This is a genomic window from Streptomyces sp. NPDC030862 (assembly GCF_055571835.1).
In genome coordinates this window covers 147,614-166,979 of sequence record NZ_JBVIEN010000003.1, presented here as the reverse complement: position 1 = coordinate 166,979, position 19,366 = coordinate 147,614, and the positions used below count along the sequence as shown (strand labels likewise).

19 protein-coding genes are annotated in these 19,366 nt (G+C 70.3%); 8 read left to right on the top strand and 11 right to left on the bottom strand.

Annotated elements, in window-relative coordinates:
* The first annotated feature begins 44 nt into the window (after positions 1 to 44).
* Entirely contained in the window at positions 45 to 1,421 is a 1,377-nt protein-coding gene (locus tag ACZ42X_RS08945) for a serine hydrolase domain-containing protein (protein ID WP_468286005.1), read from the top strand.
* Positions 1,422 to 1,463: 42 nt separating this feature from the next.
* Here ACZ42X_RS08945 and ACZ42X_RS08940 read toward each other — a convergent pair whose 3' ends face one another.
* Together ACZ42X_RS08940 and ACZ42X_RS08935 are read right to left on the bottom strand one after the other, a co-directional pair.
* Positions 1,464 to 1,916 (bottom strand): GNAT family N-acetyltransferase, encoded by a 453-nt coding sequence (locus ACZ42X_RS08940; protein ID WP_468286002.1) that lies wholly within the window; start codon positions 1,914 to 1,916, stop codon positions 1,464 to 1,466.
* A gap of 10 nt (positions 1,917 to 1,926) precedes the next feature.
* A complete protein-coding gene (locus ACZ42X_RS08935) occupies positions 1,927 to 2,394 on the bottom strand; it encodes a MarR family winged helix-turn-helix transcriptional regulator (RefSeq protein WP_468285999.1) in 468 nt (155 codons plus the stop codon).
* A gap of 141 nt (positions 2,395 to 2,535) precedes the next feature.
* Here ACZ42X_RS08935 and ACZ42X_RS08930 point away from each other — a divergent pair, with 141 nt between their 5' ends.
* Complete coding sequence (locus ACZ42X_RS08930; protein ID WP_468285997.1) at positions 2,536 to 3,750, top strand: MFS transporter; 1,215 nt, start codon at positions 2,536 to 2,538, stop codon at positions 3,748 to 3,750.
* A gap of 484 nt (positions 3,751 to 4,234) precedes the next feature.
* Entirely contained in the window at positions 4,235 to 5,782 is a 1,548-nt protein-coding gene (locus ACZ42X_RS08925) for a globin domain-containing protein (protein WP_468285995.1), read from the top strand.
* Positions 5,783 to 5,796: 14 nt separating this feature from the next.
* On the opposite strand, the gene ACZ42X_RS08920 is transcribed toward ACZ42X_RS08925, so the two are convergent.
* The 4 genes from ACZ42X_RS08920 to ACZ42X_RS08905 all read right to left on the bottom strand — a co-directional run bounded on the left by ACZ42X_RS08920 (position 5,797) and on the right by ACZ42X_RS08905 (position 8,971).
* On the bottom strand, positions 5,797 to 6,276 hold the full coding sequence (locus ACZ42X_RS08920; RefSeq protein ID WP_468285993.1) for an NUDIX domain-containing protein: 480 nt from the start codon (positions 6,274 to 6,276) through the stop codon (positions 5,797 to 5,799).
* Between the two features lie 42 nt (positions 6,277 to 6,318).
* A complete protein-coding gene (locus ACZ42X_RS08915) occupies positions 6,319 to 7,215 on the bottom strand; it encodes a LysR family transcriptional regulator (protein WP_361424105.1) in 897 nt (298 codons plus the stop codon).
* A gap of 227 nt (positions 7,216 to 7,442) precedes the next feature.
* Positions 7,443 to 8,591: a cystathionine gamma-lyase gene (locus ACZ42X_RS08910; protein ID WP_468285990.1), complete on the bottom strand. Its 1,149-nt coding sequence runs from the start codon at positions 8,589 to 8,591 to the stop codon at positions 7,443 to 7,445.
* Positions 8,591 to 8,971: a phage holin family protein gene (locus ACZ42X_RS08905; protein ID WP_403548044.1), complete on the bottom strand. Its 381-nt coding sequence runs from the start codon at positions 8,969 to 8,971 to the stop codon at positions 8,591 to 8,593. Before ACZ42X_RS08905 ends, ACZ42X_RS08910 begins: the two co-directional genes overlap by 1 nt.
* 52 nt (positions 8,972 to 9,023) lie before the next feature.
* On the opposite strand from ACZ42X_RS08905, the gene ACZ42X_RS08900 reads away from it, so the two are divergent.
* The 3 genes from ACZ42X_RS08900 to ACZ42X_RS08890 all read left to right on the top strand — a co-directional run bounded on the left by ACZ42X_RS08900 (position 9,024) and on the right by ACZ42X_RS08890 (position 10,410).
* Positions 9,024 to 9,341, top strand: a complete 318-nt coding sequence (locus tag ACZ42X_RS08900; RefSeq protein ID WP_468285987.1) for a cupin domain-containing protein — start codon at positions 9,024 to 9,026, stop codon at positions 9,339 to 9,341.
* Positions 9,342 to 9,466: 125 nt separating this feature from the next.
* Positions 9,467 to 9,685 (top strand): DUF5326 family protein, encoded by a 219-nt coding sequence (locus ACZ42X_RS08895; RefSeq protein WP_468285984.1) that lies wholly within the window; start codon positions 9,467 to 9,469, stop codon positions 9,683 to 9,685.
* A 290-nt stretch (positions 9,686 to 9,975) separates the two neighbouring features.
* Entirely contained in the window at positions 9,976 to 10,410 is a 435-nt protein-coding gene (locus ACZ42X_RS08890; RefSeq protein WP_361424341.1) for an SsgA family sporulation/cell division regulator, read from the top strand.
* Between the two features lie 30 nt (positions 10,411 to 10,440).
* On the opposite strand, the gene ACZ42X_RS08885 is transcribed toward ACZ42X_RS08890, so the two are convergent.
* Positions 10,441 to 11,796 carry a YibE/F family protein gene (locus ACZ42X_RS08885; RefSeq protein ID WP_468285982.1) on the bottom strand — a complete coding sequence of 452 codons (1,356 nt, stop codon included), beginning with the start codon at positions 11,794 to 11,796 and terminating at the stop codon, positions 10,441 to 10,443.
* A gap of 199 nt (positions 11,797 to 11,995) precedes the next feature.
* On the opposite strand from ACZ42X_RS08885, the gene thiC reads away from it, so the two are divergent.
* The gene (gene thiC / locus ACZ42X_RS08880) at positions 11,996 to 13,777 is read left to right on the top strand and encodes a phosphomethylpyrimidine synthase ThiC (protein ID WP_468285980.1); all 1,782 of its coding nucleotides are present in this window, start codon (positions 11,996 to 11,998) and stop codon (positions 13,775 to 13,777) included.
* A gap of 69 nt (positions 13,778 to 13,846) precedes the next feature.
* Here thiC and ACZ42X_RS08875 read toward each other — a convergent pair whose 3' ends face one another.
* The 3 genes from ACZ42X_RS08875 to ACZ42X_RS08865 form a co-directional block, all read right to left on the bottom strand.
* Positions 13,847 to 14,716 carry a hypothetical protein gene (locus ACZ42X_RS08875; protein ID WP_468285977.1) on the bottom strand — a complete coding sequence of 290 codons (870 nt, stop codon included), beginning with the start codon at positions 14,714 to 14,716 and terminating at the stop codon, positions 13,847 to 13,849.
* Between the two features lie 158 nt (positions 14,717 to 14,874).
* Positions 14,875 to 15,972 (bottom strand): metallophosphoesterase, encoded by a 1,098-nt coding sequence (locus ACZ42X_RS08870; protein ID WP_468285974.1) that lies wholly within the window; start codon positions 15,970 to 15,972, stop codon positions 14,875 to 14,877.
* Positions 15,973 to 16,165: 193 nt separating this feature from the next.
* Complete coding sequence (locus ACZ42X_RS08865; protein WP_468285971.1) at positions 16,166 to 17,272, bottom strand: LacI family DNA-binding transcriptional regulator; 1,107 nt, start codon at positions 17,270 to 17,272, stop codon at positions 16,166 to 16,168.
* Between the two features lie 392 nt (positions 17,273 to 17,664).
* Between ACZ42X_RS08865 and hisC the strand changes: the two genes are divergently transcribed.
* Positions 17,665 to 18,783, top strand: coding sequence for a histidinol-phosphate transaminase (gene hisC, locus ACZ42X_RS08860; protein ID WP_468285968.1), 1,119 nt, complete (start codon positions 17,665 to 17,667; stop codon positions 18,781 to 18,783).
* A 20-nt stretch (positions 18,784 to 18,803) separates the two neighbouring features.
* On the opposite strand, the gene ACZ42X_RS08855 is transcribed toward hisC, so the two are convergent.
* On the bottom strand, positions 18,804 to 19,178 hold the full coding sequence (locus tag ACZ42X_RS08855; RefSeq protein ID WP_468285965.1) for a cyclophilin-like fold protein: 375 nt from the start codon (positions 19,176 to 19,178) through the stop codon (positions 18,804 to 18,806).
* Positions 19,179 to 19,366: the final 188 nt, after the last annotated feature.

Sequence of the window (19,366 nt, the reverse complement as noted above, 5' to 3'; positions counted from 1 at the left end):
AAAGCCGGTCGACGCCCCGCGGCCCCGGCCGATACACCTGGGGCATGACCTCAACCTTCGAAGCTCTGCTGCCCAGCACCGAACGGGCCCTCCTGCACCGGGTGGCCACCGCCCAGGCCGAGGGCCGTACGCCCTCCCTCGTCGGCGCCGTCGTCCGGGACGGCGAGGTGGTGTGGACGGGCTCGCGCAGCTGTGTGGACGGGGATGCGCCGGACGCCGATACGCAGTACCGCGTGGGCTCCATCACCAAGACGTTCACGGCCGTGCTGGTGCTGAGGCTGCGGGATGAGGGGCTGCTCGACCTGGCGGACCCGCTGGAGAAGCACCTGCCGGGTACGGGAGTGGGTGAGGTGACGATCGCTCAGCTGCTCGGTCACACCGCAGGACTCGCCGCCGAGTCACCCGCCCCCTGGTGGGAGCGGACGCCGGGAACGCTGCGGCCGGACCTCGCCGACGTGCTGGGAGAGCGTCCGCTTCTGCACCCGGCGGGCCGACGGCACCACTACTCCAACACCGGCTACACGCTCCTCGGATCACTCGTGGCGGCAGTGCGCGGGGTGCCGTGGGAAGAGGCGCTGCGCACGGAGATCCTGGAGCCGTTGGGGCTGCACCGTACGAGCACGCAGCCCGTCACCCCGCACGCCGGCGGCTGGGCGGTGCATCCCTGGGCGGACGTCATGCTGCCGGAACCGGTGGAGGACCTCGGACTGATGGCGCCGGCCGGGCAGCTCTGGTCGACGGCCGGTGACCTCTGCCGGTTCGCGGTCTTTCTCGCCGAGGGCGACGACCGCGTGCTGCGCGCGGAGTCGGTACGGGAGATGCGCACGCCTGCCGCGCCGCCGGAGAGCGGCGACTGGGACAGCGGGTACGGCCTCGGACTGCAGCTGGTCCGCAGGGACGGCCGCACGCTCATCGGGCACAGCGGCTCACTGCCCGGTTTCCTCGCCGGGCTGTGGGTGAGCGTGGCGGACGGACTGGCGGCCGTGGTGCTCGCCAACGCCACCTCCGGACTGTTGCCAGGCGCCGTCGCCGCCGATCTCGTACGGATCGTGGCGGAGGCCGAGCCGCGCATCCCCGAGCCGTGGCGGCCGCTGCCCGACGTCGATCCGGCGCTGCTGGAGCTGACCGGCCCTTGGTACTGGGGGACGTACGCCTACGGTCTGGCGGTGGTGGCCGGCGGGGGAGTGGATCTGCGCCCGCTGCGGGGTCAAGGGCGCGCGTCGCGCTTCCGGGCGGAGAGCGAGTCCACCTGGATCGGCCTCGACGGCTACTACGCGGGAGAGACGCTGCGGGTGGTGCGGCGGCAGGACGGATCGGTGAGCCATCTCGACCTGGGGTCGTTCGTGTTCACTCGGGAGCCGTACGAGGCCAGCGACGCCGTGCCCGGTGGCGTGGACGAGGCCGGCTGGCGTGGCCTGTGAGGCTCCGCTCCTGTGTTTCACGTGAAACACAGGAGCGGCTCTCTAGAGGGCCATCTTGAATCCGACGTGCGATGCCGTGAAGCCGAGCCGCTCGTAGAAGCGATGGGCATCGGTGCGCGAGGCATTGGACGTCAACTGGACCAGTTGGACGTTCTGGCGCCGTGATTCCTCGACGGCCCACTCGATGAGCTGTGTGCCGAGTCCATGGCCCCGCTCGTCGGCGTGTATCCGTACTCCCTCGATGACCGACCGGGTGGAGCCGCGCAGAGAAAGCCCCGGGATGATCGTCAGCTGCAGGGTTCCGACCACATGGTCGTCGCGTACGGCGACGACCAGCTGCTGGTTGGGATCGCTGGACAGCCGCTCGAAGGCGGCTGCGTAAGGGGAGAGGTCGTCGGGCGATTCGCGCTGGGCCCCCAGGGGGTCGTCGGCGAGCATTGCCACGATCGCGGGGAGATCGGCGGAGCGTGCGGGCCTGATGTGAAGATCGCTCATGGCTCGCACGCTAGGGGAGGGCGGCGGGAGCGCGCAGCTCTTCCACGGCCTTGACGAGGGGGGCGAGGTCCGGGTTCTTCGCGGCCTCGTCGAGCGCCTCGCGCAGTGCGGCGTCGTTGGTGGGCCGGGCCTTCTCGAGGAGGGCCAGGCCGGCCGGCGTGACGTCCGTGTAGATGCCCCGCCGGTCGGTGTCACACAGATAACGCGTGAGCAGGCCGCGGTCCTCAAGGCGCGTGACCAGGCGGGTGGTCGCGCTCTGGCTCAGGACGACGGCGTCGGCCACCTGCTTCATCTGGAGGTGGCCGCCCGGACCGTTGTGCTGGCGGCTGAGGACATCGAGCAGGGAGTACTCACGCACGCTCAGGCCGTGCTGTCCCTCGAGCGCCCGCTCGATATGGGCCTCGATCTTCCCGTGCAGGAGAGAGAGTGCGCACCAGCCCTGCGAGAGGGCGGTAAGGGCCGGGTCTGTCGCTGTCATGGGGTCTCTCCTCCGTCCCGGAGCGGCTTGCCCACCAGGATAGACGACGATTGCAATAGCCCGCGCTTGCAATTAAACAGCGTCTGCAATTATTGTCGACGCTCGTAAGGCGCACACGCAATCGTCTTGGAGGCAGAACCCATGCCGCTAGCGCTCCTCGCCCTGGCCATCGGGGCGTTCGGTATCGGAACCACTGAGTTTGTGATCATGGGATTGCTGCCCCAGGTCGCCGGTGACTACGGAGTGTCGATTCCTACAGCCGGTTACCTCGTCACCGGCTACGCCCTCGGCGTCGTCCTCGGTGCCCCGGTGATGACCGTCCTGGGCACCCGGGTCTCCCGCAAACGCATGCTGATGCTGCTGATGGGACTCTTCATCGTCGGCAATCTCCTGTCCGCCATCGCGCCCGCCTTCGGCCTGATGCTCCTCGGCCGGGTCGTCGCCTCGCTCGCCCATGGCGCCTTCTTCGGCATCGGCTCGGTCGTCGCGGCCGACCTGGTCGCCCCGGAGAAGAAGGCCGGCGCGATCGCGATGATGTTCACCGGTCTGACCGTGGCCAATGTCGTCGGCGTACCGGCCGGCACGTTCATCGGCCAGACGGTCGGCTGGCGGGCGACCTTCTTCGTCGTCGCCGCCCTCGGCGTGCTCGGCCTGCTGGGCGTCGCCAAGCTGGTGCCCGAACAGCCCAAGCCCGAAGGCGTAAGGCTGCGCCATGAGCTCGCGGCGTTCCGCAACGTGCAGGTGCTGCTCGCCATGGCGATGACCGTGCTCGGCTTCGGTGGCGTCTTCGCCGCGATCACCTACATCACGCCGATGATGACCGAGGCCGCCGGTTTCGCGGAGTCCTCCGTCACCTGGCTGCTCGTCCTGTTCGGCCTCGGCATGGTCGGCGGCAACCTGATCGGCGGCAGGCTGGCCGACCGGGCGCTCATGCCGCTGCTGTACGGGTCGCTGGGCGCCCTCGCCCTGGTGCTCGCCCTCTTCACGGTGACCGCACACCAGCAGATCGCCGCCGCGGTCACGATCTTCCTGATCGGAGCCCTCGGCTTCGCGACCGTACCGCCGCTGCAGAAGAGGGTCCTGGACCAGGCCTCCGGCGCGCCCACCCTCGCCTCCGCCGTCAACATCGGCGCTTTCAACCTCGGCAACGCGCTTTCCGCCTGGCTCGGCGGCATCGTGATCGCGGCCGGCTTCGGCTTCACCGCTCCGAACTGGGTCGGCGCCGTGCTCGCCGCCTCCGCGCTCGCTCTGGCCGTCCTCTCCAGCGCCCTGGAGCGCCGGGCCGGCCGCCGCACCAGTCGAGTCGTCGCCGGTGCGACGACCCAGGAGCCGGCCAGCAAGACGGCGGTCGTGTGAGACGTCGGGCGGTTTCCTTCGCCTCCGTCCTCCCGGCCCGGGCGCTACCCGGGCCGGGAGGACGTGCTCGCGGGCGGTTTCACGTGAAACATCGTTCGTGCCCCTCGCAGACGTGAAGATCAGGCACCAGCTCTGTGCAGAGTTGGAGGTGGAGCTGGACGAGTGTGTTGCATTCGGTGATTCCATGTCCGACGCGGAGATCCGGTCGGCAGGACATGGAGGCAAAGAAGCCTAACGGGAAGCGGGTGCGAAAATCCGGGCTTTCCACACTCACTCCGGCGAACCGGTGACTGGTGCCATGCTGCGACAAACCGGCTGCGGTCAACGTCACAAAGGATGACGCTCATCCAAGCCCGTAGCGCGCCGAGGCTACTGTGGCGGCGGGCAGCGATGAGATGACACGGGCAGAGCGGGTATGTGAGCCACGTTCCGGGCCCATGGAAGTCCGGACACCGACCGAAAGATGTTCGAGGCGAGGCACTCTATGGACGCTCCGACCACCACGTCGGCCGACAACGCCACTTCCGGTGACAGCGGCGGAGGCAGCGGCTGGTTCACGCCGCGCAAACCCGTCACGGTCGGCCCGGCCACTTCCGACGCCGAGCCGCGACGGGAGGAGGGGGCGGCCCAGGAACGAATAGGCGCCCCCCGCCGCCCTCTGACGTCGATACGGATGGTGCGCGACAGCGCGACCCGCACACCCCCGCCCACCGGGCACCCGGCCGACGAGCCCGCCGCTCCCGGGGACTGGCCGGGTCAGGACCGTGCCGCCGAGCACCCCGCCGCCGAGGATCACCCGGCGCCGGAGTCCGCCGCGGCCGCGGCAGCACCCACCGCAGGACCCGCCGCAGCGCCCGAGACCAGTTCCCAGGCGCCCGAGGGCGCCCCGTCTGAAGCCCCCCGGCCCGAAGCCCCGGAGACCGGCTCTCCCGACGCCCGACGCGTACGGCGCACGCTCGCCGAGGTGGGTCCCGTGGCCGACAAGGTCACCTCGTACTTCTACGCCCTGCTCTTCACGCGCCACCCCGAGCTGCGGTCCCTCTTCCCCGCCGCCATGGACGCCCAGCGCGACCGGCTCCTCAAGGCGCTGCTGACCGCCGCCGAGCACATGGACGACCCCGGCGTGCTGACCGACTACCTCCAGCACCTGGGCCGCGGCCACCGCAAGTACGGCACCGAGGCGTCGCACTACCCGGCCGTCGGCGAGGCCCTCCTCGGTGCGCTGAGCCGGTACGCGACGACGACCTGGGACGACGAGACCGAGGCCGCCTGGGTCCGTACGTACACCACCATCTCCCAGATCATGATCGACGCCGCCGCCGAGAACGAGAAGCACGCCCCCGCCTGGTGGCACGCCGAGGTGGTCTCGCACGATCTGAGAACGCCGGACATCGCGGTCATCACGGTTCGCCCCGACCAGCCGTACCCCTTCCTCGCCGGGCAGTACACGAGCGTCGAGACGCCGTGGTGGCCCCGGATCTGGCGGAACTACTCGTTCGCCTCCGCCCCGCGCCCGGACGGCCTGCTCACCTTCCACGTCAAGGCCGTCCCCGCCGGCTGGGTGTCCAACGCGCTGGTCCAGCACGCCCGCCCCGGTGACGTCCTGCGCCTGGGCCCGCCCGCCGGCTCGATGACCGTCGACCACACCACCGACAGCGGCCTGCTCTGCGTGGGCGGCGGCACGGGCATCGCGCCCATCAAGGCGCTGGTCGAGGACGTCGCCGAGCACGGTGCACGACGCCCCGTCGAGGTCTTCTACGGCGCTCGCTCCGACCACGACCTGTACGAGATCGACACGATGCTGCGGCTCCAGCAGTCGCACCCGTGGCTGGAGGTACGCGCCGTCATCGACGGCAAGACGCAGCTGCCCGACATGGTGCGCGAGTACGGGCCGTGGAACGAGTACGACGCGTACCTCTCCGGACCGCCCGGCATGATCCGCAGCGGCGTCGACGCGCTGCGGGGCGTCGGTATGCCGTACGAGCGCATCCGGCACGACTCCCTCGAGGAGCTGGTCGCCGCGGCGGGCTGATCGACGGGGCCCGGTTACCCCAGGTCGGGGGCGTGCATGGCGCGCACGCCCTCGATGTTGCCGTCCAGGTAGTGCCGCAGCGACAGCGGTACGAGGTGGACGGCGGCGATCCCGACGCGGCTGAAGGGCACCCGTACGACCTCGTACTCGCCCTGCGGCTCGTCCACCTCGGGGCCGTGCCGCTGGGCCGGGTCCATGGACTCCAGCCGGCAGACGAAGAAGTGCTGCACCTTCACGCCCGAGACACCGCCGTCGACGATGTGCTCGACGGTGTCGACGAAGCAGGGCACCACATCGGTGATCTTGGCGCCGAGCTCCTCGTGGACCTCTCGGTGCAGCGCGTCGACGACCGTGGCGTCATCCGGCTCGACTCCGCCGCCCGGCGTCAGCCAGTACGGATCCATACCGGGCTTCGTACGCTTGATCAGGATCAGGTCGTCGCCGTCGAGGAGGATGGCGCGTGCGGTGCGCTTGACCACTGGACGTTCGGTCATGGCTTCAAAATGGCCCGCATCGGACCTCCTGAAACTCCTTCGTCACCAGTCGGCGGCGGCCCGCAGCAGCGACTCGTGCGCTCGCGCGATGTACGGCAGGCCCAGCGTGCCGGTGCGCACGACGAGGAAGTACGTACGCAGCGGCGGCACGGGCGGGTCGAGCAGCGCAACCAGCCGGCCCCGCTCCAGGTCGTCCTCGCACAGATAGCGGGGCAGTACGGCGAGTCCCGCGCCCGAGGCGGCCGACTCCAGGACGGCGCGCAGGTCCGGGGCGATGACGGTGGCCGCGGCGGCCGGCTTGGAGTCGAAGACCGCGGCCCAGTAGCGGGTGACGAACGGCAGCGATTCGTGGACCTCGACCACCGGCAGTTGCTCCAGGACCACCGCGCCCTTGCGGAGCAGGACGCCGGGCCCGAGCCGGGCGGCCCAGCGCGGGGAGGCGACCAGCACGTGCTCCTCGTCGCAGAGGGGGGTGGCGGTGAGCAGGCCGCCGCGGGGCCGGGCCGTGGTGAGGGCGAGGTCGTGGTGCCCGGCGGCCAGCCCTTCCAGGAGCTCCTCCGTGGCCCCGGCCAGGGACGTCCGCAGCGTGAGCCCTTGCGAGATCAGTGGTGTGAGGGCGGGCAGGGCGCGTACGGCGGTGAACTCCGGCGGCCCGGCGAGGTGGAGCGTGCGGACGCCGGTCTGTTCGTCGAGCCCCGTCTCCACGATCTCGACCAGTGCGTCCAGGTGCGGGGCCGCCCGGTGGGCGAGCTCGTCGCCGATGGTGGTGGGCGTGACCCCGCGGGCCTGGCGCAGGAACAGCGGACGCCCCAGCTGCCGCTCCAGGGTGCGGATCTGGCTCGTGACGGCAGGCTGGGAGAGACCCAGCAGGGCGGCGGCGCGAGTGAAGGAGCCGGCCCGGTGCACCGCGACGAACGTGCGCAGCAGGGCAAGGTCCATGCCCGACCCCTCCCACCTTCCCGGCGCGTCGGCAGGACAGCGCTTGCCTGACGGCTCCTCAGGACCGTCCAACTATAAATAAGTCGATAGGTCGCTGTCGCTACTGTGATTGGACACTGACGCTGAGTCAACTAGCCTTGTTCACGCGGAATCTCCGCGCGTCAAGCGGGGCGGTCCGAGCCACGAGGGGGGAGGCTCGGGCCGCCCTTTCCGCGTACCGTCCCTGGTCATCCCGGCTGAGCCGACGCCGCCTCGTCCAGCGCCCGCAGCACATCCGCCACCAGGTCGCGGGTGTCCTCGGCGCCGACGGAGAAGCGGACGAAGCCCTCCGGCACCGCGTCCCCGCCCCATCGCGCGCGGCGCTCCGCCGTGGAGCGCACGCCACCGAAGCTGGTGGCGTCGTCCACGAGCCGTAGCGCGTCGAGGAAGCGCTCGGCCCACGCCTGGTCGGGCAGGACGAAGGAGACGACCGACCCATAGCGCCTCATCTGACCCGCAGCCACCGGGTGGGAGGGGTCCCCCGGCAGCCCGGGGTAGCGCAGTCCGGTGACGTCGTCGCGGCCGTCCAGGGCCTCGGCGAGTGCCAGCGCGTTCGCGCACTGGCGGTCGACGCGCAGCGCCAGCGTGGCCAGGGAACGGTGCGCGAGCCAGGCCTCCATGGGGCCCGGAATCGCTCCGACGATCTTGCGCCAGCGTCGTACCGAGGCGGCCAGCCGTGCGTCGCGGCAGGTGACGTGGCCGAGCAGGATGTCGCCATGGCCGGTCATGCCCTTGGTGTCGCTGGCCACGGAGAAGTCCGCGCCGAGCTCCAGCGGGCGCTGCCCGAGCGGGGTGGCGAGGGTGTTGTCGACCGCGACGAGCGCGCCCCCGGCGTGCGCCGCCCGCACCAGCCGCCGGACGTCGCACACGTCCAGGCCCGGGTTGGACGGCGTCTCGATCCACAGCAGCCGCGCGCCCTCCAGGACGGTCAGCTGCCCGTCACCGCCGGTCGGCGCGGTGCGTACCTCGACCCCGTACGCCTCCAGCTGCTCGCGCACCAGGGGCAGCGCCTGGTAGCCGTCGGCCGGCAGGGCGACCGCGTCTCCGGCCTTGAGCTGCGAGAACAACACCGCCGAGATGGCCGCCATGCCGGAGGCGAAGGTCACGGTCTCGACGCCGTCCGGGTCCTCGGGCGCCTCCAGTTCCCCGATGGCCCGCTCCAGCCGCGACCATGTCGGGTTCTCGTCCCGCCCGTACGTGTACGGGCCGGTCGGCTCGCCCGGGAGGTGGTAGTGGGCGGCGAACACCGGACCGGGCAGGGTGGGCTCGTACTTCCGCGGTTCGGGCAGACCGGCCCGTACCGCTCTGGTGCCCTCTCCGTGGCGGGTGTCGTCCATCAGTCCCTGCCGTCGGGAAGGATGACGTTGAGGGCCCACGACACGATCGAGATGATCAGGCCGCCCAGGACGGCGGTCCAGAAGCCCTCGACGTGGAAGCTCAGGTCGAGCTCGTCGGCGAGCCAGGACGTGAGCAGCAGCATCAGCGCGTTCACGACCAGCGTGAACAGGCCGAGCGTGAGGATGAACAGCGGCAGTGTGAGCAGCTTCACCACCGGCTTGACGAGGAAGTTCACCACGCCGAATACCAGGGCGACCAGGACCAGCGTCAGCGTCTTCTTGCCGGTGCTGTCACCGGTGAGCGTGATGTCCTGGAGCAGCCAGATCGCCACCGCCAGGGCGGCCGCGTTCGCGATCGTCTTGACTACGAAATTCATCATGTGTCTGATCGTGGCAGACAGGACCAAAGCGAGCGCAGGGGCGGGACGGGCGATGAAGGCATTCCGACTGGACGAGCTGGAGGCGGAACGCGCCGCCAACGACGGCGCGTATCTGCAGTTCCTGCGCGAGCGGAACATGTCGGTCGGCCTGTACGCGCTCGACGCCGGCGACCTCGACCCGCAGAAGCCGCACAACGAGGACGAGGTGTACGTCATCGTCAGCGGCCGGGCGTCGATCACGGTGGGGCTGGAGACGACACAGGTGGGGCGGGGCAGCGTGGTGTACGTCCCGGCCGGCGTGGCGCACAAGTTCCACCACATCACCGAGGACCTGCGGGTCCTGGTGGTGTTCTCTCCCCCCGAGAGCTGACTCCCTAGGGGAACGATCAGGGAAGAGCGAGGGGTGCGGAGTCCCCGCCGGCCGCCTGCGCGCGCCTAGCATCGAAGACGTCAAGGTCCACAGATCCGGCGGCGCAGAGAGACGAGGCAGGGACGATGGCGGTGAAGGAGCTTCTGGCGGGGCTGCCGTGGTGGGTGAAGTGGGTTGCCATACCCCTCATCGCGGTGCTGGTCTTCGGTGGTCTGATCACGAGCGCGGTCATGATGCTGGTCGGGCTGCTGTTCAAGGTGCTGGTCTTCGTCGCGCTCGTCGGCGGACTGATCTACGTCGTACGGAAGTTCACGTCGTCCTCGTCGTCCCGCGACGAGTGGTGACGGCGGGGGTCTTCACAGCGCCCCGTCACGTTTCCGGCCACCAGAACGGGCGTTAGCCCGGGCGGGGGAACGGTCCCCGCGAAACCTCACCCCCGCAGAAGGCTGCCACTAGAGTGGCAGCCTTCCTTCCTCGGCGACGCGGCGCGGCTGTGCAGAATCGTCGCAGCAAGATCGAGTCGCCCGCAGTACCTGAAAACTCACTCCTTGTGATCCTCCAGTCCCTCCCGGACGATGACGATTAAACCAAGAGGGCGTTGTTCACCACTGCTTCATCCACTGCGGGGTACATGATGCGCGAGTCCGTTCAGGCCGAGGTCCTGATGAGTTTCATCGTTTCCGAGGAGCTCTGCTTCAGGATTCCGGTCGAGCTCGGCTACGAGACAAAGGATCCCTTCGCGGTCCGGATGACCTTCCACCTGCCCGGAGACGCGCCGGTGACCTGGACGTTCGGCCGGGAACTGCTGCTGGACGGGATCAACGCGCCGAGCGGCGAGGGCGATGTGCACATCGCGCCGACCGGGCCGGAGGACCTGTCGGACGTCAGCATCCGCCTGCAGGTCGGCGCCGACCGGGCGCTGTTCCGGGCGAGCGCGCCGCCGTTGGTGGCGTTCCTGGACCGCACCGACAAGCTGGTGCCGCTGGGCCAGGAGCTCACGCTCGGTGATTTCGAGCAGGACCTGGAGGATGCGCTCGGCCGGATCCTCGCCGAGGAGAACGCCGGCTGAGCCTCCGGGTCGGCCACCTCCCGGAACCCGTCACCTCTTGCGCCGTCGGCCCCGGCCGCCCCGTCCCGCCGTCGCCGTCGCGGCGGCGGGACCGGGCACTCCGGTGGCGCCCGGCCGGTCGGCGGAGACGACGAGTGCGGCCAGCGCGGTGGTGACCGGTACCGAGGCGACCAGCCCGATCGAGCCGACCAGCGTCCGTACGATCTCCTGGGCCACGATCTCGCTGTTGGCGACCGTTCCCACGCTGCTCTCCGCGATGGAGAAGAGCAGCAGCAGCGGGAGTGCCGCGCCCGCGTAGGCCAGCACCAGCGTGTTGACCACCGAGGCGATGTGGTCGCGGCCGATGCGGATGCCGGCCCGGTACAGCGCCCGTGGGCCCATCTTCGGGTCGGCCTGGTGCAGCTCCCACACGGCCGACGTCTGGGTCACCGTCACATCGTCCAGCACACCGAGCGAGCCGATGATCACGCCGGCCAGCAGCAGACCGGACATGTCGATGTTCGGGTAGAGCCCGTGGATCAGGCCGGTGTAGTCGTCGGTGTTGCCGGTGAGCGACGCCCAGCCGATGAAGGCGGAGCCGAGCAGGCCGATCAGCAGTAGCGAGATGAGCGTGCCCAGCACCGCCACCGACGTACGGGCGGTCAGGCCATGGCACAGGTAGAGCGCCATCAGCATGATCGCACTCGACCCCACCACCGCCACGACCAGCGGGTTGGACCCCTGCAGGATCGCCGGGAGGATGAAGAGCGTCAGGACGAGGAAGCTCAGGGCGAGGGCGGTCAGCGCCATCAGGCCGCGCATCCGGCCGACGGCCACCACCGCCAGCGCGAAGACGCCGGCGAGGAGCGCCACCGGGATCCTGCGGTCCACGTCCGTGACGGAGTACTGCAGATCGCGGGGTGCGTCGGGTGCGAACGCCACCACGACGCCCTGGCCTTCGTCGAGTTGGCGGGGCGAGTCGGGCTGGACCACCTCCACGAACCTGCGGCCCTTGTCCTTGCCCGTGGTGACCTCGACCGTCGCCTTCGCGCACTTGCCCTGCTGAGCGTTGACCGCCTCGCGCCCCTGGGGCGTCGTCGTGTCGCCGGTCGGCGGGACCTGGGCGGCGTTCACGTCCTTGCAGTCCACCCGCTCGACGCGGACGACCGTGCCCTGCTCGGTCTGCCGGTCGAAGCCCACGCCGGTGCGCTCGTGCGCCGGGGCGCCGCCCGGCCACAGGATGGCCAGTCCGACGACGACCGCCGTGGCGAAGGGGATCAGTACGGCCGCGATGACCTTGCGCAGATGCCGGGAGACCGGCGCGGCGGGGCCGTGGCTGTGCGCATGGCCGTGCGCATGACCGAGTGCGTGCCGGTCCGGCTCGGGAGTCTCGTGCGAGGAAGTCACGGACCGATCATCGCAAGAACGTGGGGCCCCCTCTGTTCAGCGCGGCCGCAAGGACGCTAGCGTGGTGACACCTTTGCACACGCGGGAGCTCGGAGCACCGGGCTGAGAGGGCGCTGATCTCCGTACGAGACGTACGGGAGCCGCTGCGTCGACCGCCGAACCTGTTACCGGGTAATGCCGGCGTAGGGAGTAGGTCACGATGACCGTTCAGGACGCACGCACGCCTGCCTCGAACCAGAACGACGAGGCCGGGAAGTCCATCGGATGGCACAAGGGGTACCTCGAGGGCTCGCGCCCCGACCTCCGTGTGCCGGTCCGCAAGGTGCACCTCACCAACGGCAAGGACGTGACGCTGTACGACACGTCAGGGCCGTACACCGATCCGAATGTCGAGACCGACGTACGCCGCGGCCTGCCGCCGCTGCGGGAGAACTGGATCATCGGGCGCGGCGACACCGAGGAGTACGCCGGTCGCCCGGTCCGCCCCGAGGACGACGGGATCAAGCACACCTCGCCGCGCGGCGGGCTGCGCAACCTCGACGCCGTCTTCCCGGGCCGTCCGCGCCAGCCCCGCCGGGGCCGCGACGGACAGGCGGTGACGCAGCTCGCGTACGCGCGCCGCGGTGAGATCACGCCGGAGATGGAGTACGTCGCGCTGCGCGAGAACGTCTCCCCGGAGGTCGTCCGCGAGGAGATCGCGGCGGGCCGCGCGGTGCTGCCGGCGAACGTCAACCACCCGGAGATCGAGCCGATGATCATCGGCAAGCGGTTCCTGGTGAAGGTCAACGCCAACATCGGCAACTCCGCGGTCACCTCGTCCATCGAGGAGGAGGTGGAGAAGATGACCTGGGCGACCCGCTGGGGCGCCGACACGGTCATGGACCTCTCCACCGGCCGCAACATCCACACCACCCGCGAGTGGGTGCTGCGCAACTCGCCCGTGCCGATCGGCACCGTGCCGCTCTACCAGGCGCTGGAGAAGGTCGACGGCAGGGCCGAGGAGCTCACCTGGGAGATCTACAAGGACACGGTCATCGAGCAGGCCGAGCAGGGCGTCGACTACATGACGGTCCACGCCGGTGTGCTCCTGCGCTACGTGCCGCTGACGGCGCGCCGCAAGACCGGCATCGTCTCCCGGGGCGGCTCGATCATGGCCGCGTGGTGCCTGGCGCACCACAAGGAGTCGTTCCTGTACGAGAACTTCGAGGAGCTCTGCGAGATCCTCGCCGCGTACGACGTGACGTACTCGCTCGGCGACGGTCTGCGGCCCGGTTCGATCGCGGACGCCAACGACGAGGCGCAGTTCGCGGAGCTGCGTACGCTCGGCGAGTTGAACCAGATCGCCAAGCGGCACAACGTGCAGACGATGATCGAGGGCCCGGGCCACGTCCCGATGCACAAGATCAAGGAGAACATCGACCTCCAGCAGGAGATCTGCGAGGAGGCGCCGTTCTACACGCTCGGCCCGCTCACCACGGATGTGGCCCCGGCCTACGACCACATCACCTCCGGTATCGGCGCGGCGATGATCGCCTGGTGGGGCACCGCGATGCTCTGCTACGTCACGCCGAAGGAGCACCTCGGCCTGCCGAACCGGGACGACGTGAAGACCGGTGTCATCACGTACAAGATCGCTGCGCACGCGGCGGACCTGGCCAAGGGGCACCCGGGTGCACAGGAGTGGGACGACGCGCTGTCGGACGCGCGGTTCGAGTTCCGGTGGGAGGACCAGTTCAACCTGGCTCTCGACCCGGACACCGCTCGGGAGTTCCACGACGAGACGCTGCCCGCGGAGCCGGCGAAGACCGCGCACTTCTGCTCCATGTGCGGTCCGAAGTTCTGCTCGATGAAGATCTCGCAGGACATCCGGCGGGAGCACGGCGGTGATCTCAAGCAGGACGAGATCGAGGCCGGGATGGCGGAGAAGTCCGCGGAGTTCGCCGCTGCCGGAAACCGGGTCTACCTGCCGCTGGCGGACTGACCCGGCGGCCATCCGCTCTCGCGGTGCCGAACGGATGTTTCACGTGAAACACGCGCCCCGAAGCACCGGTCATTCCGACCGGTGCTCGGGGCCGCCGTAGTCCCGGCTCCCGAAGTCCCGGCTCCCGAACTCCGGACCGGCGAAGTCGGGGCTGGTGAAGTCCGGGCTGGTGAAGGCCGGCCGGGACGCCGAACCGCCCTCGCCCGGGCTGGAGAAGTCCGGCCCGCTGTAGCCGACCTTCGGGAGGCGCCCGAGCGGCCGCGGCGGGACGCCGGAGGTCGGATCGGCGCTCGGATCGACCAGGGCGTCGCGCAGGAACGGGACGATGCCCCGCTCCAGCAGCGCATGCCGCCAGGCCTCGCGTGCCCGCGCTATCTCGTCCGGCAGTTCACCGCCGGGCTCCTGGGCGGGCACCTGCGTCGAGCTGTTGCGCAGGGCGGCGATGAGCAGGCCGATGGCGGCGGCCAGGATGCTCAGAGCCGTCACGCCGGCGAAGAACCACCCGGCGGTGAGCAGCGGCTTCGCGAAGGACGGTGCCGGGTCGAGGGCCATGAGCAGATAGCCGACGAGCAGGAAGATGAGCGCGGCGGTGCCGGCGAGCACCGGTGCGAGCACGGTGACGACGACGCCGAGCCCGGCGCCCGGGCCGCTCACCGTCCCGTCGTCGGAGCCGGACAGCACGGAGTCGAGGGCGGACAGGCGCGTGGGCTTGCGCGACTCCTCGCGCACCTTCACGAAGTGGTCGTACTCGGCGGCGGCGGCCCCGGTGATGAGCGCCGTCGCGTTCAGGGCCATGGTGCGCAGCTGTTCGGCGTTGAGCCGCTGCCCGATCGCGGCGAGTTCCGGACGTTCCTGCGCGTTGCGCAGTGCCTCGTCGAGGAGGCGCTCGTATTCGGAGCGGTCCTCGGTCAGCAGGTGCGGAGCGCTGTTCATGTGCATCCCCCGATGCTCCGTAGGGCCGGTTTGCCCGCGTAGAACGGGCATTTGGCGGAAACGGAGGAGAGCCTGCTACGGATAACCCGATGGTAGAGCGGTTATGGCAGGGGGTGACAGAGGAATTCCGGAAATCGCCTGACCGGCTCGGGACGAGTCAGGGCTCAGTTGTACAAGGGGAGTTGGACGACCAGTAGCTTTCCGGCCATGGTCACACCGCCGTCCATGGCGATCGCGAGCCCGTCCGCGTACACGTGCGGCCCCTCGACGGACGGGCCGCCGCCGTCCTCGCCGTCCTCGGAACCCACTTCCCCGAGCAGGTACGGGATCGGGCTGTGGCCGTGCACGACGCGTTGTCCACCGTAGGCCGCCAGCAACTCGCGTACGGCCAGAGGGCCGCCCTCGTCACGGAAGGCGAAGCGCTTGGTGAGCTTGCGGAACAGGTCCCAGCACTCGTCCGCGTCGTTGCGGGTGAGGATCTCGTGGACGGTGTCGTTGACGTCCTCGATGGTGGAGCCGTACTCCAGGTAGGCGGTGGTGTCGGAGTGGAGCAGCAGATGGCCGTCCTCCTCGACGATCGCGTCCAGCCGGGACATCCACTGCAGGTGGACGTCCTGGAGCCGGTCCATGTCGCTCTTCTGGCCGCCGTTGAGGAGCCAGGCGGCCTGGAAGGTGGCGGTGCCCGCGCCGGAGTTGACCGGGGTGTCACCGAACCGCTTGGCGCCGATCAGCAGCAGCTCGTGGTTGCCCATCAGGGCCTTGCAGTAGCCGCCGGCCGCCGCGGCCTCGGCGGAGAGCCGCATGACGAGGTCGATGACGCCGATCCCGTCGGGGCCCCGGTCGGTGAAGTCGCCGAGGAACCAGAGGCGGGCGTTGCCCGCGGCCCAGTGCCCGTCGGCGTCGATGAGGCCCTGCTCGCGCAGGGCGGCGACCAGCTCGTCGAGGTACCCGTGGACGTCCCCGACCACGTAGAGCGGGCCGGGGCCCGGTACGGGGGCGGGGGCGTGCTCGGTGAGGGGTGCCGGAGCCGGCGGCGGGGCGGTGGCGACCTGCACGGTGTCGCCTCTGTTGATCACCGGGAGGTCGCGCTCGGTGGGCGTGTACCCCTCCGGGAACTCCCCCTCCGGGAACGCGTTGCCGGGGTGCCCGGCGTGACCCTGCACCGGTACCTGCGCGTACGGCGGTACGCGGAAGTCACGCAACGTCGCCGTCCGCACCACGGGTCCTTGACCGGCCCCCTGAGTCATCGACCCCTCCACCACCGTCGCGACGCCCTACACCTGGCAGACCGGCCTGGTCGGGGCGGCCCGCGGTGTCGTCCGCCCATCATAGGAATGAGGCCCCAGCTGTGTGACGCACCAGGGGTGGTGAATCCGGGTCCACCCCTGGGCTACTGGCTGTTTCGCCCCAATTGGGAAGATCTGCCCCTGGTCAGAACGCGGGGCGGGTCCGCTGTCACTCCTGGGAGGGCGATCGGGGAGGGCTGACGGTCGTACGGGTGGAGCGCCGCTGGGACGACGTCCGCACGATCAGCTCGGTCGGTATGACCTGTTCGACCGGCCGGTCGGAGTCGATGCCCTCGATGGCGTCGATGAGGAGCTGGACGACCGCGGTGCCGATCCGGCGGGGCTTGAGAGAGAGCGTGGTGATGGGCGGCTGGGTGGCGGCGTACACGGTGGACTCGCTGCAGCACACCAGGAGCAGGTCGTCGGGGACGCGCAGCCCGTAGCGCCGCGCTGCCGCGAGCAGGTCGGTGCCGTTGGGGTCGAAGAGGCCGTAGACGGCGTCCGGGCGGTCCGGGCGGGCGAGCAGCCGGTCGGCCGCGACGGCGCCGGCGCACGGGTCGTGGGCCGGGTACGCCTCGTAGACCGGGTCCTGTCCGACCCGCTCGCACCAGTTGAGGTACGCGGTGGTGGAGAGGCGGGTGTAGGTGTCGGTGCTGGTGCCGGTGAGCAGACCGATCCGGCGGGCGCCGGCGGCGGCGAGGTGGTCGAGCAGGTCGAGGACGGCGGCTTCGTGGTCGTTGTCGACCCAGGCGGTCACCGGGAGGGTGCCGGCCGGGCGGCCGTCGGAGACGACGGGCAGGCCCTGGCGGACGAGCTCGGTGACGACCGGGTCGTGGTCGGAGGGGTCGATGACGACGGTGCCGTCGAGGGCGACGTTCGACCAGACGTCATGGCGGGAGGTGGCGGGCAGGATGACCAGGGCGTAGCCGCGGGCGAGCGCGGCGGAGGTGGCGGCCCTGGCCATCTCGGCGAAGTACGCGAATTCGGTGAAGGTGAAAGGTTCATCCCCGTAGGTCGTCACGGTCAGGCCGATGAGGCCGGACTTGCCGGTACGGAGCGTGCGGGCCGCGGCGGACGGGCGGTAGCCCAGTCGGTCGGCGACCTCGCGGACATGGCGGCGGGTGGCGTCCGGGAGCCGGCCCTTGCCGTTGAGCGCGTCGGAGACAGTCGTGATGGAGACCCCGGCTGCGGCGGCCACGTCCCGGATGCCCGCTCGACCCTGCCGGCTTCCCCGGGTCTGTGCCCGGCTCACCTGGTGCTTCCCTGCTGCTGTCATGGCGTGCCGATAGTAGGGCGAGGGCGGCAGGTTGAGCCGGTCGCATATTCATCCGTTGACAGGGACGTTTCTGCATGGTGCCCCACCCCCAACGACCTTAAAAACACAGGTCGTTCAGCGGATGGGCAGGGCTCCGCAACTTGTCGGCGCGTACGCGCATGCCATATGCCCGAGGTCTCGGAGAGGGCTCAACTCACCACTACGGGGGATGCGCGCCACGGCGTGAGCCACCGGCGCGCGCCACCCTGCCGAGCGCCCCCGCCTGTGCCGCCGCCTCTCCCGTCGCGCCTGCGCCCGCGTGTCGTGACCGTTGCCCGCAGGGCATTCGCAGGGCGGCGGAATCCTCATAAGGTGAGCAGTATTGGTGGTACGGACGGTCGAGGAGGACCACGGTGAGCGAGACGAGCGGGACGAGCGGCGCGAGCGGTACGGGCCCGAGGCTGCGGGCCGCGCTGGACGACATCCCCACCTACAAGCCGGGCAAGCCCGCCGCGGCGCCCGGCGCGGGTGGCCCGGTCGCGTACAAGCTGTCCTCGAACGAGAACCCGTACCCCCCGCTGCCGGGCGTGATGGAGGCCGCGGTCGCCGCCGCGTCCGGTTTCAACCGCTACCCGGACGCGGCGTGCGCCGGCCTGATGGCCGAGATCTCCGAGCGCTTCGGGGTGCCCGTGTCCCACCTGGCCACGGGCACCGGCTCGGTGGGCGTGGCCCAGCAGCTGGTGCAGGCGACCGCCGGCCCCGGCGACGAGGTGATGTACGCGTGGCGCTCCTTCGAGGCGTACCCGATCATCGCCCGGATCAGCGGTGCCACGCCGGTGCAGGTCCCGCTCACCGATGGCGATGTGCACGACCTGGACGCGATGGCGGACGCGATCACCGACCGGACGCGGTTGATCTTCGTCTGCAACCCCAACAACCCCACCGGCACGGTGGTGCGGCGGGCGGAGCTGGAGCGGTTCCTGGACCGGGTGCCGTCCGATGTGCTGGTGGTGCTGGACGAGGCGTACCGCGAGTTCATCCGCGACAGCGACGTGCCCGACGGCATCGAGATCTACCGCGACCGGCCGAACGTCTGCGTGCTGCGGACGTTCTCGAAGGCGTACGGCCTGGCCGGTCTGCGGGTGGGCTTCGCCATCGCCCACGAGCCGGTCGCCGCGGCGCTGCGCAAGACGGCGCTGCCCTTCTGTGTCAGCCAGCTGGCGCAGGACGCGGCGGTGGCCTCGCTGCGCGCCGAGGACGAGCTGCTGGGGCGGGTGGGCTCGCTGGTGTGCGAGCGCACGCGGGTGTACGAGGGGCTGGTGGCCCAGGGGTGGACCGTGCCCGAGACGCAGGCGAACTTCGTCTGGCTGCGCCTGGGTGAGGCGACCGTGGCCTTCGCGGAGGCCTGCGACGAGGCGGGCGTGGTCGTGCGGCCGTTCCCCGGCGAGGGTGTGCGGGTGACGATCGGCGAGAGCGAGGGGAACGACGTCTTCCTGCGGGTGGCGGAGTCGTTCCGCAAGGAGAGGTTCTGACGGGACCTCTACGGCACGGGCTAGTCGCCGACGAGCTCCACGCGGATCGGGTCGCCGTCGCGGACGGTGGCGAGGACGCGGGGGTCGCCGTCGAGGCTGCCGAGCACGTTGCACGGGCTCGCGAGGCGGCACTCGTCGCCGCGCGAGATCGGCGTGGGTCCGTACGGGAGGGCCAGGGCGTCGCCCTCGGTCCAGAAGGCGACGGTGCCCGGCTCCACCACCTGGCGGGCGTCGGGCTCCGGTGACGTGGAGACGGGTGTGTCGAAGTAGACCTCCTCGCCCCAGGTACGGGCGGTGGAGGTGATCGGGAGAACCCCTGCGAGCGCCTTGCTCGTGGGGGTTTCTTCGATGGTCGCGGTGGTGTGGCCGGCAGGCCAGGAGATGCGGATCTTCATACCAAGAAATTCAACAATATGTTGAAGTTCTAGGGAAGAGGGACCCCCGGGTAGTGCTACGGATTTCGTGTGAGTCATAATTGCTTGTGATTGTGAACGCATTCACAAGCTCGTCTGGTTCCTCCCGTGATCCACCGGAATCAGAGGGCGGTGAGGGCGGACAGACCGTAGATGCAAGGCCGTAAGGA